The sequence below is a fragment of the Methylobacterium sp. D54C genome (genome assembly GCF_053345595.1).
Window position 1 is genome coordinate 694,246 of record NZ_JBKFAK010000002.1, and the last position, 15,190, is coordinate 709,435.

Here is a 15,190-nt window from a genome sequence, read left to right on the forward strand (position 1 = left end):
CTCCTGCGCAGCTCAATTCCCGTGAATAGATTGGGCGCAATGTAAGGGCTGATTGGGGCTTCGATGCTGCGCTGTCAAGCGCGCGCGCCCGAGGCCGCTGTCACCGGCGGCCCTCTGTTTCCGCCCCGCGGGGGTGGGGGGCGCTCACCCCTAGCCGTTGGCCGCCCGCCGCGCGGGCATGATGATCTCCACGAGCGTGCCGTCTTCCGGTCGGGCGGAGAGCTGCAGGCGCCCGCCATTGGCCTCCACGAGCGCCCGCGGCAGCGCCAGCCCGTCCTCGACATCGCCCTGCGGCGCTGCCGCCCGCGGCGCGTGGCCGGCGCCGGTCTCGCGCACCCGCACGGCGATCCCCGCCCGCTCGGCGGACCCGGTGGACACGATGATCTGGCTGCCGGCCGTGGAGCGTCGGATCGCGTTCTCGATCACCAAGCTGGCCGCGCGGCTGACCGAGCGCTCGTCGGCCTCCAGGTCGCCGATATCGGTCGAGAAGCTCGTCCGCATCACGATGCGCCCCCGCGCCGCCTCCGCCTGGAGCTGGGCGACACAGCTCGCCACGACGTCGTTGAGGTCGAGGGCGCGCGGCTCCAGGTGGAGCGCGCCGGCCTCGACGGCGGCGAGGTCCAGGAGTTTCCCGACGCGCTCCAGCATCGCCTCGCCCGAGGCCTTGATCTCGGCGAGGCAGCCCCGGTAGCGCGCGTCGCCGAGGGGGCCGAACGGTTCCTTCAGCATCGCGCCGGCCAGGTCGACGATCCCGGACACGGGCTCGCGGACGGCGCAGCCGAGCCGGTCGAGGGCATCGGCGCGGCCCGGCGCGGGCTCCGGGCCGCCCTCCGCGCTCCGCGCGAGGGCCTCGTCCTCGGCGCGGGCGATCTGGGCCACGCGCCGGCCCGCCGTCGCCGCCACAGTCAACGACATCGGAGCGCCGTCGATGCGCACGATCCGCCGCCCCGGGGCGGTGCCCATCAGGGCATCGGCGACCGTCAGGACGCTCTCCCGGTCGAAGAGCGTGACGAAGCTGCTGCCGACGATCTCGCGCGGATCGCAGCCGAACAGGCCGGCCGCCGCGCGGTTCAACGCGACGATGCGCCCGGCCCCGTCGACCGTGACGACGCTTGTTTCCAGCGCGTCCAGAGTCGCCTCGGCGCTGGCCGTCCGCTCGGTCTCAGCGGCGCGGGCGAGGCGCTCGGCCGTGAGGGCGTCGGCGATGTCGGCGTCCTCGACCGGGCGCACGACCAGGCACGTCGCGGTCGCGCCCGACCAGGGGAGGGCGCCGGCCCGGATTTCGACGGGACGGGCGCCGCCGTCGGCCGTCGCGACGGTCGTCCGGCGCGCGGACGGGTCGGCCGTCTCCGCCGGGGGGAGGCCGGGGAGCAATCCCGGGAGACCGAGGCGCGCGAGGCTCGGCAGGTCGGGATGGCCGGTCAGATCGAGGAGGGCGCGATTCGCCGCGACGATCGCTCCGTCGCGATGGACCAGAACCGGCACCGGCAATCCGCCGAGGAGATCGGATTCCGGGGACGGCGGCGCGTCGGCGACCGGCTCGGCCTCCACCGGCCCGGTCTCGACATCGGGATCCGCGGCGGTCGCGCCGGTCTCCGCCGGACCGGCCTGCGGCGCCGGGAACGGCATCACCGCCCCACCCGCGGTCCGGGGCGACCCCGATCCGGCCTCGTCACCGGCGTAGCGGGCGCCCAGTGCGCGGGCGATCTCGCGGAACGCGGCGTGCTCGTCGTTCGACAGCGGCGCGGCGACATGATCCGCGTCGACCGCGACAGGAATCGCGACAGGGATCGCGGCGTCGCCGGTCCCGGCCGGGACGGCAGCGGGCTTGGCAACCTCGGACGTTGCCGGCTCCGGCGTCGCGGAGGGCACGGGCTCGGGAACGCGCTCGGGCATGGGCTCCGGAATCGGCTCCGGCGTCGCGACCGGTCTCGGGTTGCCGGCCGGGGCGCTGCGGATCAGGCCGAAGCCGCCGAAGCCCGAGAAGGCCGCGTCGCCCCGCCCGAGCGGGGCCCCGGACAGGTCGACCCGGAACGCCCCGGTGCCGGCATCGAGGACCGCCGGTTCCCCGCGGAAGGTGCGCCGGTCGCGCAGGGCCGCCAGCACGGCGTCGGCGCCTGAGAGGCGCCCGCTCTCGGCCAGATCCTGCCAGCGCTGCCCGACCAGCCCAGCGAGCGCCTCCGGGCCTGTGAGGGTCGTCAGGACACCCGCGGCATCGAGGCGCCAGAGGAAGCGGTCGTCGCGCCGGAGCGGCGTCGCCGGAGGCGATTGCGGCTCCTGGGGAAGCGCCCGCGCCGCCACGGGATGCCCAACGGGCGCGTCGACCGGTGGATCGAGCGGGCGGATCGGACGCCCGCGGCCAGCCGCCACCGGCGAGGTCGGCACGACGAGGATCGCGGGCCGGCCGTCGGCCTGCGCGCCGCGCGCCAGCCAGCACAGGACCGGCGGCGCGATCCGGCGGACATCGAGGCGCAGGCGCGCGAGGCGGGGCGCGGCGTCGCCCGCCACCGCGGTCGCGATCTGCCGGGTCAGGTCGGCGAGGGCCGGGCCGTCCAGAACCGCGGCGAGACCCGCCGCCGCTTCGGACGCGGACAGGATCCGGGCCTCCGACGGATCGATCACGAGATGCACGGCGTCGCGCGCGCCCAGAGCGGCCGCCAGCGCGGGCAGGCGCTCCCAGGTCGCGAAGGCAGTCCCCAGCCCGGGCGGGGCTGCAGCGGCCGTCGGTGTCACTGTCGTCTCCAAAGCCCGCGACCTCGAACCCTACGCGATCCTGACGCTCAACGGTCCCGCTTTGCCCGAGAAACGCGCGCGACCGTAGCCCTATTGTAAACTCCCCCGCGCCGCGGCGCTGGACTCTCGGCGCAACCGTCACACGTTTACGTTATGTCAACCTTAACGCCGTGAGCGCGGGTGGCATATGGCGGCGAATCAGTTATTGTGCACCGCACAAAGCGCCATCCACAGGCCAATGAAGAGAGGAGACGACGTATGAGCAACCCCCCGAACTACGAAGTTCCGGCCGAGATGCGCGACTTCGCCGAGAAGAGCGTCGAGCAGGCCCGGAAGGCGTTCGACAGCTTCATCGGCGCGGCTCGCCGCACCGCCGACACCGTGCAGGGCTCGGCCGAGCTGGCGCGCTCCAACGCGCTGGACGCGTCCTCGCGCGGCTTCGAGTATGCCGAGCAGAACGTGAACGCGGCCTTCGACCTCGCCCAGAAGCTCGTCCGCTCCCGGGACATGCAGGAGGCGATGCAGCACCAAGCCGAGTTCGTCCGCAGCCAGTTCGCCGCCATCCAGGCCCAGGCGAAGGAGTTTAGCGGCCTCGCGCAGAGCGCGATGCAGCAGGGCGCCGAGCGCGCCAAGTCGGCGATGCAGCAGGGTGCCGACGAGGCCCGCAAGGCCATGGAGCAGGGCCAGGACGCCGCGAAGCAGACGGCCCAGAACGCCCAGGACGCCGCCGAGCGCGCGTCGCACTGACGCTCGCACCGACGAACGGGGCCGCGGCCCGCTCCTGATCCGGGGGCGGGCCGTCTCGTTTTCGCCGGTATTGCCGCCGAGAGCCGCCGGGCGGACGCGTTGGGTCCGCGCCGAGTGAAGGGTTCAGGGATGCGCGTCACTGTTTCCGGCCGATCCGGCCTGCGTGGACCTCTCCGTCTGGCGGTCGCCGCCCTGGCGCTCGCCGCCGTCGCTCCGAGTAGCGCGGCCTTCGCCCAGTACTACGACGATCCGGGCTACGACGGCGGTTACCGGCCGGTCCCGCGCCGGGCGCAGCGCGCCCCGGTCGGCTACAATTGCGACGCCGTCCAGCAGGGAATCACCGGCCCGAAGCCGTACTCCTGCCCGCTGCCGGGGCCGCGGCCCCTCGGCGTGCGCTGCTTCTGCGACATGCCGATCGCCTCGTTCAGCCCGCCGCAGACGGCCGTCGGCCGCGTCGTTCCCTGAGGCGCAGCCCCGCGCAGGCGACCGCACACGCGACGGGCCGCGCCCCCGGGTGGGATGACGCGGCCCGTGCGGCACAGGCGGGCTAGGGGCGCGGGTGATCCCGCGCCGCGCGCTCAGTTCAGGACGACGACCTTGGCGCCGACCTTCACGCGCTCGTACAGGTCGGTGACGTCGTCGTTGGTCATCCGGATGCAGCCCGACGAGACTGCCTGACCGATCGTGTCCGGCTCGTTGGAGCCGTGGATGCGGTACTCGGTGCTGCCGATATACATGGCCCGGGCGCCGAGGGGGTTCTCGATGCCGCCCGCCATGTAGCGCGGCAGGTCGGGACGACGGGCGATCATGGCCTTCGGGGGCGTCCACGACGGCCACTCACGCTTGGCGGTGATCTTGTTGGTGCCGCTCCAGCTAAAGCCCGGACGGCCGACGCCGACGCCGTAGCGGATCGCCTCACCGTTGCCGAGCACGTAGTACAGGCGCCGCTCGGCGGTGGAGACCACGATCGTGCCGGGCGCGTAGGGCCCGTTGAACGCGACGATCTCGCGGGGGATCGGCTGGACCTGCGCCTGCGGCGCGGCCTGCACGCCCTGGCCGTAGCCCGGGGCAAAAGAGCCCTGGTAACCGTACTGTCCCTGATCGGAGTAGTACTCGTCGGCACTATCCGTGCCGAAGGGATCGTACGACGAAGCGGCGAGGACGGGCGTGGCGGCAAGAACAGACACGCCGAGGAGCGCGGCGAGTGCGGTGACCGTGGTCTTCATGAGTGGCCTACCTGTGCAATAACCTTTGCCATTACAAGCGTGAGCATAGGCTAGCAGTTCCATACTTCCGCCCGGAATTTGCTGTCCGGCGGAATACGCAGGCCGGCTTGGCCGTGCGGTGCGCGATATCACGAACGCGTGCGCGGCTCAGGGGGCCTCGTCCGTATGGACGTCGAAGCGCGCGAGGTGGGCGTAGCCGAAGTTCGTCGAGATGGCGCAGTCGGTGGCGTCGCGGCCGCGGGCCATGACGATGCGGCCGATGCGGGGCCGGTTGTGGCGGGCGTCGAACGTGTACCAGCGCGGCCCCTCGGGCCCTTCGAGGAAGACCTCGAACCACGCGGAGAAGTCCATCGGCGCCGGATCCTTCGGCACGCCGATATCGCCGAGGTAGCCGGTGGCGTAGCGGGCCGGGATATTCATGCACCGGCACAGGGTGATCGCCAGGTGCGCGAAGTCCCGGCACACGCCCTCGCGCTGCATGAAGGCGTCGTGCGCACTCCGGGTCGCGTCGGCGCGCTGATAGTCGAAGCGGATCCGCTCGTGCGTGTAGTCGACGATCGCCTGGACGCGGGCCCAGCCCTCCGGCGTGCCGCCGAACAGGGACCACGCGGTCTGCGAGAGCTTGTCGGTGTCGCAGTAGCGCGAGCCCAGGAGGAAGATCAGGACGTCGTCGGGCAGGTCCTGGACCGGGATCTGCCGGGCGTCCGGCACGACCGGATCGGGCTCGCCCGAATCCTCGACCGTGAAGTCGACCGCGATGGTCAGCTGACCGGGCGGCGCGACGATGCGGTGGCAGATGTTGTCGAAGCCGTCCCGGTACGTCCGCGCCTCGAGCGGCGGATCGAACCCGATCGCGTGCGGGGTCAGCACGTCGTCGATCCGCGAGGGATGGACGCTCAGCATCAGGATCATCGGTGTCGGCTGCGACAGCGTGAAAGCGATATCGAAACCGGTCCTGATCTTCATCGGGGCCACCTTGCTCTGTCGCCGTCCGCGCGGAGTCGCCACGCACGCTCGTTCCGGGTCCGGGTGCGCGCGAACTCAACGCGCCAGGGAGGTCTCCGGCCCCTGCACGGTTCGGGCCGCCGGCCCGTCGGCCGGCAGTTCCACCACGTCGACGTCGACGCGCATGCCGAGATCGTCGCTGGCGAGGCCGAAGAAGGAGCCGTGCAGCGGCACGGCCTGGGCCGGATCGCGGGTCACCGCCACGCGGATCAGGTCGCGGTTGCCCACGATGCCGTTGGTCGGGTCGAACTCGACCCAGCCGGCGCCCGGGAGGTAGACCTGCAGCCAGGCGTGGGTGGAGCCGCCGCCGACGTGGCGCGCCCGGTCGTTGCGCGGGTTGTAGAGGTATCCGGAGACGAAGCGGGCGGCCATGCCGAGCGCCCGGACGCCCTCCATCATCAGCACCGCGAAGTCCCGGCACGAGCCGAGCTTCGTGCGCAGGGTCGTCAGCGGATCCTGCACGCCCTTCTCGGAGCGGGCGAGATAGGTGAAGTTCGCCCGCACGCTGCGCGTCATCGCGGCCAGCAGCTCCTGCGTCGGGATACGGCCCTGCGGCGGCAGGAAGCTCCGCGCCCAGGCATCGACCTCGTGCCGCGGGTCCGGCCATTGCCGCTCGATGGAGCGGGCGAGGTCCGGCATGTCCTCGGCCCCGTAGCCGAACGGGTAGTGGGTCGCGTGCGGCGCCAGCGGGAAGACCGGCGCGTGCTCCGGGGTGTGGTCGAGGGTGATGCCGCAGTCGAAGGTCAGGGTCTCGGCGCGGGTGTCGAAGGTGGCGACCGCCACGCAGTTGCCGAATACGTCGAACAGCCAGCGCAGGGTGGCCGGCTCCGGGGCAATGTCGAGGGTCGCCGCGATCAGCCGCTGATCGTAGCTGTCGCGTGGCCGGAACATGATCCGGTGCTCGCCGAAGGCGACCGGACGCCGGTACCGGTAGACCGTGCGGTGGCGGACGGAGAGGATCGGCAAGTCGCAGGCTCCGGGCTCGCGCCGACGCGGTCACCGGCGATGCAAGGGCCGGGCCCGGCCGCGCGGGACGCCTCAGACCACCGGCGGGGCCGGGTCGGCGGCGGCGCGCTCGGCCTCGACCAGCACGTCGAGGGGGCGCCACGGCTTGGCGATGAAGACGGCCTCGGCCGGCAGCTCGGGGCGGGGAATGCCGTGGCCCGAGGTGATCACCAGGCGGGCCCGGGGCCACAGGGTCGCCACCGCGCGGGCGAGCTGGAGCCCGTCCATCTCGCCGGCCAGCCGGACGTCGGCGAAGACGAGGGCGACGTCGCCCCCGCGCGCCTGGAGGACCGACAGGGCGGCCTCGGCGCTGTCGCACCCGACCACGTCGAGTTCGGTTTCCTCCAAGAGGGTCTCGGCGAGCGCGCGGATCTCGGGATCGTCCTCCACGACGAGCGCGAGACGCGGCGGACCGGCCTCGGCCGCCACGACGCTCGGCGCGCCCGGGGCGGCCTCGTCGCCCTCGTTCTGCCGCACGCGGCGGACCAGGGCCGCGAGGTGCTCGGGCACGCCCTCGGTGACCAGATCATCGTAGAACGACGCCAGTTTCTGACCGATCTGATCGAGCGGAATACCCGGTGACAGCGTATCGGTGAGCGGCAGGGGTGCGCTCGTCTGGTGCTTTTTCAAGGACTCCCCCCGAAGTCGACTTCCGCGCCGCCCGAGGATGCGGCGCTCGAAGGAGGAAAGTCGGCAATCCGCCGCTGGTTGCGCCGGGCGTTCGGAATCCCGCCCGGCGTCACAGAGCCGTTACTGCGTGGCGAGCCCGGCGTCGGCGTCGGCATACGCCATGATTCCAGAGACTTGGCGGACGTTCTGGTAGCGCGTCCCGCGGGTGCTCATCATCGCCTCGAACTTCTCGTGCACCTGCGCGACCGACAGGCTCAGGGGCTTGCGGTGGCGGCCGCGCCCGACGAAGCGCCCGGCGGCGAAGAAGATCGAGCGGTTGGCCCGGGCCGGCCCCGGGAGCAGGGCCGCCGCGGCGGCGGCCGGCTTGTTCACGACGTTGGCGAGGAACTCCTCGGCGTCGTCCGGTCCGAGGAAGTGCGCGAGGTAGACCTCGCCGAGGGTCAGCTCGCGGCCGATGCGCAGGGCGATGCGGGCCGCGTCGCGCTTCAGCATCTCGCCGGCCATCAGCGCCGAGAGGTACGGGTCGCGGCGCAGTTCCAGCACCCGGGCGCGCTCCGCCGGATCGGTGATCACGGGCCGGTCGTTGGCGTCGGAGGTGATCAGCGCGGCGTCCTTCTCCAGCCCGTACTTGGCGCCGAAGTCGCGAACCACGCCGAGCCAGGTCCGCTCGATGAACTGGTAGAGGCCCGTCGCCGAGGAGGTCTTGGCCTGGACCGCCGTGACGAAGCTCGATTCCTTGTCGGCTACCGCCATCAGCAGCACCGGATCGGTCTGGACCGCCTGGGCCGCCCGGACGATCGTCTGCACGAGGTGGCGCCGGATCTTCATCGGACCGAACTCGAGGATGTCGTTCGGATCGCCGACGGCGCTCTCGGACAGCAGGAAGTCGTACGACACGCGGTCGACCGTGTTGGAGCCGAGCTCGGTGTCGAGGTCGTGCACCGGGGCGAAGCTCGCGGCGGCGCGCAGCGGCGTCTGCTCCAGCGGGGTGCTGAGGGCGACGGTGTGGATGCGCGGGCGCGGCATCGGGAGCTCGGTGGCGGCCTCCGCGACCGACACGGCCGGCGACAGGCCGACCTTGGCGAGGTCCACGCCCGACCCGATCAGCGCGGCGCTGAGGCCGCCGGCGATCATCGAGACGGTGAGCAGGGAGCGGAACAGCGCGGGGCGGCTGCCATGGGCACGGCCCAGCATGGGCTGTGCGGCGATCACGTCGGCGCGGCCCGAGCCGAAATGGCCCTGCTTGCCGGTGATGGTCCTCGGCGATCCGACCGTGCGGCCCTGCATCGTTATCCCGACTCTCCACACGCCGCTGTGGCGCTACGGACTCACCATCGCTTGACAGATGTGGCGACAACACGGCCGCGCTTGTGGCCGAGTTGCGGCGTCCCGTGGAGATTTCGGGGCAGGCCGCCCGTGACTCGCGCGACATCCCTCCTTAAGAGGGCGCCATGCGGGCGCCGGGCGGACGACGCGCGGCCGCCCTTTCCCGTCCGTACTGCCAGAGTCAGCCCCGATGAGCGGCGTCAACGAGATCCGGTCGACCTTCCTCGACTACTTCGCCAAGGCGGGCCACGAGGTCGTGCCGTCCTCGAGCCTCGTGCCGAAGAACGACCCGACGCTGATGTTCACGAACGCCGGCATGGTGCAGTTCAAGAACATCTTCACCGGGATGGAGAAGCGCGCCTACGACCGGGCGACGACGGCGCAGAAATGCGTGCGGGCCGGCGGCAAGCACAACGACCTCGACAATGTCGGGTACACCGCGCGCCACCACACGTTCTTCGAGATGCTCGGCAACTTCTCGTTCGGCGACTACTTCAAGGACCGCGCGATCGAGCTGGCCTGGACGCTGATCACCAAGGAGTTCGGCCTCAAGCCCGACAAGCTCCTCGTCACCGTCTACGCCGACGACGACGAGGCCGCAGGCCTGTGGAAGAAGATCGCCGGCTTCTCCGACGACAAGATCATCCGGATCGGGACCTCCGACAATTTCTGGCAGATGGGCGATACCGGCCCCTGCGGCCCCTGCTCGGAGATCTTCATCGACCAGGGCCCGGCGCTGCAGGGCGGCCCGCCCGGCTCGCCGGACGAGGACGGCGACCGCTTCCTCGAGTTCTGGAACCTCGTGTTCATGCAGTACGAGCAGCTGGAGCCGGGCGTCCGGAACCCGCTGCCGCGGCCGTCGATCGACACGGGCATGGGCCTGGAGCGCATGGCGGCGATTCTCCAGAGCGTCCACTCGAACTACGACACCGACCTGTTCCGCGCCCTGATCGACGCCGTGGCCCACGCGGTCTCGCGGGCGCCGGAGGCGGCCACGATGGCGTCCTACCGGGTGATCGCCGACCACCTGCGGGCGGCCTCCTTCCTGGTGGCCGACGGCGTGCTGCCGGGCAACGAGGGCCGCGGCTACGTGCTGCGCCGGATCATGCGCCGCGCCATGCGCCACGCCGAGATCCTGGGGGCCCGCGAGCCCACCATGTTCCGCCTCGTGCCGACCCTGGTCCGCGAGATGGGCCAGGCCTACCCGGAGCTGATGCGGGCCGAGAGCCTGATCGCCGAGACGCTGAAGCTGGAGGAGACCCGCTTCCGCCGCACCCTCGAGCGGGGCCTGTCGATCCTCGACGCCGAGAGCCGCGACCTGCGGGAGGGCGACAAGCTCTCCGGCGAGACCGCCTTCACCCTCTACGACACCTACGGCTTCCCCCTCGACCTGACGCAGGACGCCCTCAAGGCCCGCGGCATCGGCGTGGACACCGACGCCTTCGCGGCCGCGATGCAGCGCCAGAAGCAGGCGGCCCGCGAGGCCTGGAAGGGCTCGGGCGAGGCGGCGACCGAGACGGTGTGGTTCGGACTGCGCGAGCGCGTCGGCGCCACCGAGTTCCTGGGCTACGAGACCGAGACCGCCGAGGGCATCGTGACCGCGCTCCTGCGCGACGGCGCCGAGGTGAAGGCCCTCGAGGCTGGTCAGACCGGCCTCGTCCTCGTCAACCAGACGCCGTTCTACGGGGAGTCGGGCGGCCAGGTCGGCGATACCGGCTTGATCCTGGCGCCGGGCGTGCGGGCCCGGGTCACCGACACCCAGAAGAAGCTCGGCGACCTGTTCGTCCACCACGTCACCGTGGAGGAGGGGTCGGTGAGCCTCGACCAGCCGGTCGAGCTGAAGGTCGACAACGCCCGCCGCAGGGCGATCCGGGCCAACCACTCGGCCACCCACCTGCTCCACGAGGCCCTGCGGCAGGTGCTGGGCGACCACGTCGCCCAGAAGGGCTCGCTGGTCAGCCCCGACCGGCTGCGCTTCGACATCAGCCACCCGAAGCCGATCGAGGCCGACGAGCTCGGCCGCGTCGAGGACATCGCCAACGCGGTGTTGCTGCAGAACGCGCCCGTCGTCACGAAGCTGATGGCCGTGGACGACGCGATCGCGTCGGGCGCCCGCGCGCTGTTCGGCGAGAAGTACGGCGACGAGGTGCGGGTGGTCTCGATGGGGCTGCCGGTCGACGGCGACGCCGCGCAACCGCGCGCCAAGAATTTCTCCGTGGAGCTCTGCGGCGGCACCCACGCCGCGCGCACCGGCGATATCGGGGCGATCACCATCGTGGCCGAGAGCGCGGTGGGCGCGGGCGTGCGCCGGATCGAGGCGCTGACGGCCGACGCGGCGCGCCGTCACCGCGCCGAGGAGGCCCGGACGCTGGCGGCGCTCGCCGGCATCCTCAAGGCGCCGGTCTCTGAGGCGCCCGACCGCCTGACCGCGCTGATGGAGGACCGGCGCCGCCTGGAGCGCGAGCTGGCCGAGACCCGTCGCAAGCTCGCCATGGGCGGCGAGGGCGGCCCGGGCTCGGGCGCGCAGCAGACCGAGATCGGCGGGGTGGCCTTCCGCCGCTCCGTCATCGAGGGGCTCGACATGCGCGACCTCAAGCCGATCGTCGACGAGGAGAAGAAGCGCCTGGGCTCCGGCATCGTGGCGGTGGTCGGCGTCGGACCGGACGGCAAGGCCGGGCTGGTGGTCGGCGTCACCGACGACCTGACCGCGCGCTACGACGCGGTCGGGCTGGTCCGGGCCGGGGCCGGGGCGCTCGGCGGGAAGGGCGGCGGCGGCCGCCGCGACATGGCGCAGGCCGGCGGCCCGAACGGGGCCGGGGCCGAGGCCGCCCTCGACGCCGTCGCGCAGGCCCTCATCGAAGCCGCCTGAGGCGCGACGCGCCGCGGAGCGGCCGCACCGTCACGGGTGCGGCCCGATCGTCCTCCGCGAGACCGGCGCGGTCGCCCCGAGAGAGCCCCGCGCCCGTTCTAGCCGCGGGCAGATATCACGGCCCCTCTAGCGGGTCCTGCGCCGCTCGGGTCACCGGGGATCAGGCGAGATCACCGGCTGCCGCCGCCGCCACCGCCCTGCGGCGCGACCCGCGACTGCTGGTTGGCGTTGCCCGCCGCCGCCGAGTTGTTGGAGATCGTGTCGGCCGGCCGGCCGGTGGGCGAGTAGCTCACGGCGGCTTCGTTCCCGGTGGCGTCGATCTGCTGGCTCACCACGCCCGGCGCGCCGGGAGCGGGCGCGACGGGCCGGGCCTCGACCTGGGCGCTGGCCGGCGCGACGGTGGCGAGGGCGAGAAGGGCGGCGAGACATGTCCGGGTCATGAGAATCCTTGCTGGTTCCAGACCCAGGCAACCTCAGTCGCGCGCGATCGATCCCGCGTTGTTGCGACGCGGCACCGCCTCGCCCCGGCGCCCTCCGCGCGCGATCACTTCACGCGCGTCCAGGTCTGCCGCTTGCAGAACACGCTCATGACGCAGCCGGAGACCTCGAGCGAGTCGGGTCCCGTGAGCTTCAGCGAACCGGAATAGGTCTTGCCGTCGTTCGGGTTGTAGAGCGACCCTGAGAAGCCGCCGCCTCCGGGCTGTCGCGCGTCGAGGATCTGGACGCCGACGACGCTGCGGCCACGCAGGGCCGGATCCGGGTTCTTCGCGTCGAGCCCCTTCCCGGGTGCGCTGATGATCGTGCCGCAGAAGCCGCCGCCGCAGGGCGCGATGCGGACCTTCGAACTGCCGGTTTCCGTCAGCCATACGCCGGCCGGATCGGCCGCCAGGGCCGGCGCGCACGCCGCGCCCGTCGCGAGCAGGGCCAGAACCGCGCGACGAAACCTCGAACCCATACCTGTTCCTCCCAACCGAGAACGCGGCCGGGTTCTACCGCGATGCCTGCGGCAGCGCACCGCCCAGATACGTCTCGACGACCTCGCAGAACGGCTGCCCGGCACCGGTCGACAGCACGGCGTCGATCTCGAAGAGCGGATCGTCCGGTCCGGGCGCGGCGCTCCGGACCGGCGCGCGCACCTCGACGGTGCTGCGCACCGGGGCGAGGGGGCGCACGACCCGGCCGAAGGGCGTGCGGGTGGTGTCCAGCGTCGCGTTCATCTCCGGCGTGAGCCGGGCCGGCACGTACCAGTTATCCGCCTCGGACAGGACGCGGTCCCCGCAGGCGAGACGGACGCGGCGGTAGCGCACCGGCTCGTCCGGGCCGATCGCGAGACGGGCGCGCTGCGCGGCCGTCAGGGGCTTGTCGGCGACGGCCACGCGTTCCGCCACGAGGTGCGGGTCCCCGGCGAGCTTGTAGTCGGCACACCAGCTCTCGAGGGCGAAGGTCGCGCTGTGCGCCGCGAGGATACGGCTCCGCAGCGAGGCGATGAGCGCCTGCGGCCCGTCGGCGGCGGACGGCGTATCGGCCGGCTTCGGCGCCTCGGCGGCGTCGCGCGCCCAGCTCGGCGACCCGATCACCGCGACCGACCCCAGCAGCACCGCGAGGGCCAGGGGCGGCACCCGGAGCGCCGGTGCGGCCGTTGCGGGCCGCGGGGCCCCGCGCGCCGATCGATCCCGTGCCAGTAATGGCAAAATGCGGACGGCATGGCGGAAAGACTTTCCGGTGTGCCACAGCATCTCGGATCATATCCTCCCAGCTGAACCACCAGATCTTCGCCACGTACCGCCGCATCGAGGCCCGGCAGAACGCTCCGACGGGACGGCTTCCCGGCCGAGCCGGCGACGCGGGCCGAGATCTATACAAGACGCGGCGATCCGTCGAGCCGCCGGGCGGACGGGCCCGGCGCCGATGTCGTGTCTACCGACGGGCGACCGGCGGCAGGTCGGTGCAGAGGCCGAGCCCGGCCTCCGCCGCGAGACCGATCGTCTCGCCGAGCGTCGGGTGGGGGTGGATCGTCCGGCCGATATCGGTGGCGTCGGCGCCCATCTCGATCGCCAGCGCGACCTCGCCGATCATGTCGCCGGCGCTCGGGCCGACGATGGCGCCGCCGACGACGCGCCGGGTCTGCGCGTCGAACAGCAGCTTGGTCAGACCGTAATCGGCGCCGTTGGCGATGGCCCGGCCCGAAGCAGCCCAGGGGAAGCGCGCCACCTCGACGGCCCGCCCGGCCGCCTTCGCGGCCGTCTCGGTGAGGCCGGCCCAGGCGATCTCCGGGTCGGTGTAGGCGACTGAGGGGATCACGGCGGCATCGAAGCCGGCCTTGTGGTCGGCGGCGGCCTCGGCGGCGACGTGGCCCTGATGCACTGCCTTGTGGGCGAGCATCGGCTGGCCGACGCAATCGCCGATGGCGAAGATGTGCGGCACGTTCGTGCGCATCTGAGCGTCCACCGGCACGAAGCCGCCGTCCAGCGCCACGCCGGCCGCGTCGAGGCCGAGCGTCGCCCCGTTGGGCCGGCGGCCGGCGGCCTGGAGCACGAGGTCGTAGGTTCCGGGCTCGGCCCCGCCCGAGAAGGTCACGGCGATCCCGTCCGGTTTCGCCTCGGCGGAGACGACCTCGATCCCTGTCAGGACGCGGTCGAAACGGTGGGCGTTGCGCTTCGTCCAGACGCTGACGAGATCCCGGTCGACGCCCTCGAGCAGGCCGGGCAGGCGCTCGACCACGTCGACCCGCGCGCCGAGGGCGCTGTAGACGGTCGCCATCTCCAGGCCGATGATGCCGCCGCCGATCACCAGGAGCCGGCGCGGCACGGCGGGCAGTTCCAGCGCCCCGGTGGAATTCACGATCCGCGGATCGTCCGGGAGCATCGGCAGGGCCACCGGCGCCGAGCCCGCCGCCACGACGGCGCCCGTGAAGGTGATGTCGCGCGTGCCGCCGTCGTGCAGCGTCACCGAGACCGTGTCGGGCCCGGTGAAGCGGGCTGTCCCGCGGACCACCTCGACCTTGCGCTGGCGCGCCATCTGGGCGAGCCCATCGGTGAGGCGGCGGACGGTGCCGGCCTTGAAGGTCCGCAGCTTCTCCAGATCGACCGTCGGCGCGCCGAAGCTGATCCCGTGCGCGGCCAGCCGGACGGCCTCCTCGGTGACCGCGGCCACGTGGAGCAGCGCCTTCGAGGGGATACAGCCCACGTTGAGGCAGACGCCGCCGAGGGTCGCGTGGCGCTCGACCAGGATGACCCGCTGCCCGAGATCGGCGGCCCGGAAGGCGGCCGAGTAGCCGCCCGGTCCTCCGCCGATCACCAGGAGATCGCAGCCCGCGCCGGCCCGCGGCTTCGGCGGCGGCGCGGCGGGCGTGGGCGCGGGGGTCGGAGCCGAGGCAGGGGCCGGTTCGCCGCGCGCGTCGGTCGCCTCGACCGCGAGGCGGGCGACGAGGGTGCCGGCCGAGACCGTGTCGCCGAGGCCGACCTGCATCTCCACGAGGCGGCCCGCCGCGGGGGAGGGGATGTCCAGCGTCGCCTTGTCGGATTCGACCACCAGCAGGGTCTGGTCCTTGGCGACCGGCTGGCCGGGCGCCACCGGGATCTCGATGACGGGCACGTCGGCGTAGTCCCCGAGATCGGGGACGCGGATGTCGAGGGTCTCGGGCATGGCG

13 protein-coding genes are annotated in these 15,190 nt (G+C 72.7%); 3 read left to right on the forward strand and 10 right to left on the reverse strand.

Annotated elements, in window-relative coordinates; genetic code table 11:
* Positions 1-150 precede the first annotated feature (150 nt).
* Entirely contained in the window at positions 151-2,733 is a 2,583-nt protein-coding gene (locus tag ACLBYB_RS08635; protein ID WP_447698500.1) for a PAS domain-containing protein, read from the reverse strand.
* Between the two features lie 258 nt (positions 2,734-2,991).
* On the opposite strand from ACLBYB_RS08635, the gene ACLBYB_RS08640 reads away from it, so the two are divergent.
* Positions 2,992-3,480, forward strand: coding sequence for a phasin (locus ACLBYB_RS08640; RefSeq protein ID WP_012322487.1), 489 nt, complete (start codon positions 2,992-2,994; stop codon positions 3,478-3,480).
* Positions 3,481-3,609: 129 nt separating this feature from the next.
* A complete protein-coding gene (locus ACLBYB_RS08645) occupies positions 3,610-3,945 on the forward strand; it encodes a hypothetical protein (RefSeq protein WP_447680218.1) in 336 nt (111 codons plus the stop codon).
* 113 nt (positions 3,946-4,058) lie between these two features.
* Here the strand turns inward: ACLBYB_RS08645 and ACLBYB_RS08650 are convergent, their stop codons facing one another.
* The 5 genes from ACLBYB_RS08650 to ACLBYB_RS08670 form a co-directional block, all read right to left on the reverse strand.
* Positions 4,059-4,706, reverse strand: a complete 648-nt coding sequence (locus ACLBYB_RS08650; RefSeq protein WP_447698501.1) for a L,D-transpeptidase — start codon at positions 4,704-4,706, stop codon at positions 4,059-4,061.
* A 147-nt stretch (positions 4,707-4,853) separates the two neighbouring features.
* The gene (locus ACLBYB_RS08655; protein ID WP_447698502.1) at positions 4,854-5,672 is read right to left on the reverse strand and encodes a transglutaminase-like domain-containing protein; all 819 of its coding nucleotides are present in this window, start codon (positions 5,670-5,672) and stop codon (positions 4,854-4,856) included.
* A gap of 75 nt (positions 5,673-5,747) precedes the next feature.
* Positions 5,748-6,677 (reverse strand): transglutaminase family protein, encoded by a 930-nt coding sequence (locus tag ACLBYB_RS08660; protein ID WP_447695023.1) that lies wholly within the window; start codon positions 6,675-6,677, stop codon positions 5,748-5,750.
* 72 nt (positions 6,678-6,749) lie between these two features.
* Positions 6,750-7,346 carry a NepR family anti-sigma factor gene (locus ACLBYB_RS08665; protein WP_082558049.1) on the reverse strand — a complete coding sequence of 199 codons (597 nt, stop codon included), beginning with the start codon at positions 7,344-7,346 and terminating at the stop codon, positions 6,750-6,752.
* 120 nt (positions 7,347-7,466) lie between these two features.
* Positions 7,467-8,633, reverse strand: coding sequence for a transglycosylase SLT domain-containing protein (locus ACLBYB_RS08670; protein WP_056531990.1), 1,167 nt, complete (start codon positions 8,631-8,633; stop codon positions 7,467-7,469).
* A 229-nt stretch (positions 8,634-8,862) separates the two neighbouring features.
* On the opposite strand from ACLBYB_RS08670, the gene alaS reads away from it, so the two are divergent.
* Positions 8,863-11,541 (forward strand): alanine--tRNA ligase, encoded by a 2,679-nt coding sequence (alaS, locus tag ACLBYB_RS08675; protein WP_447698503.1) that lies wholly within the window; start codon positions 8,863-8,865, stop codon positions 11,539-11,541.
* Positions 11,542-11,711: 170 nt separating this feature from the next.
* Here the strand turns inward: alaS and ACLBYB_RS08680 are convergent, their stop codons facing one another.
* The 4 genes from ACLBYB_RS08680 to lpdA form a co-directional block, all read right to left on the reverse strand.
* A complete protein-coding gene (locus ACLBYB_RS08680) occupies positions 11,712-11,981 on the reverse strand; it encodes a hypothetical protein (RefSeq protein WP_447698504.1) in 270 nt (89 codons plus the stop codon).
* A gap of 104 nt (positions 11,982-12,085) precedes the next feature.
* A complete protein-coding gene (locus tag ACLBYB_RS08685; RefSeq protein WP_447698505.1) occupies positions 12,086-12,496 on the reverse strand; it encodes a DUF2147 domain-containing protein in 411 nt (136 codons plus the stop codon).
* A gap of 34 nt (positions 12,497-12,530) precedes the next feature.
* On the reverse strand, positions 12,531-13,139 hold the full coding sequence (locus tag ACLBYB_RS08690; protein ID WP_447698569.1) for a hypothetical protein: 609 nt from the start codon (positions 13,137-13,139) through the stop codon (positions 12,531-12,533).
* Positions 13,140-13,458: 319 nt separating this feature from the next.
* Positions 13,459-15,186 (reverse strand): dihydrolipoyl dehydrogenase, encoded by a 1,728-nt coding sequence (lpdA, locus tag ACLBYB_RS08695; RefSeq protein ID WP_447698506.1) that lies wholly within the window; start codon positions 15,184-15,186, stop codon positions 13,459-13,461.
* Positions 15,187-15,190: the final 4 nt, after the last annotated feature.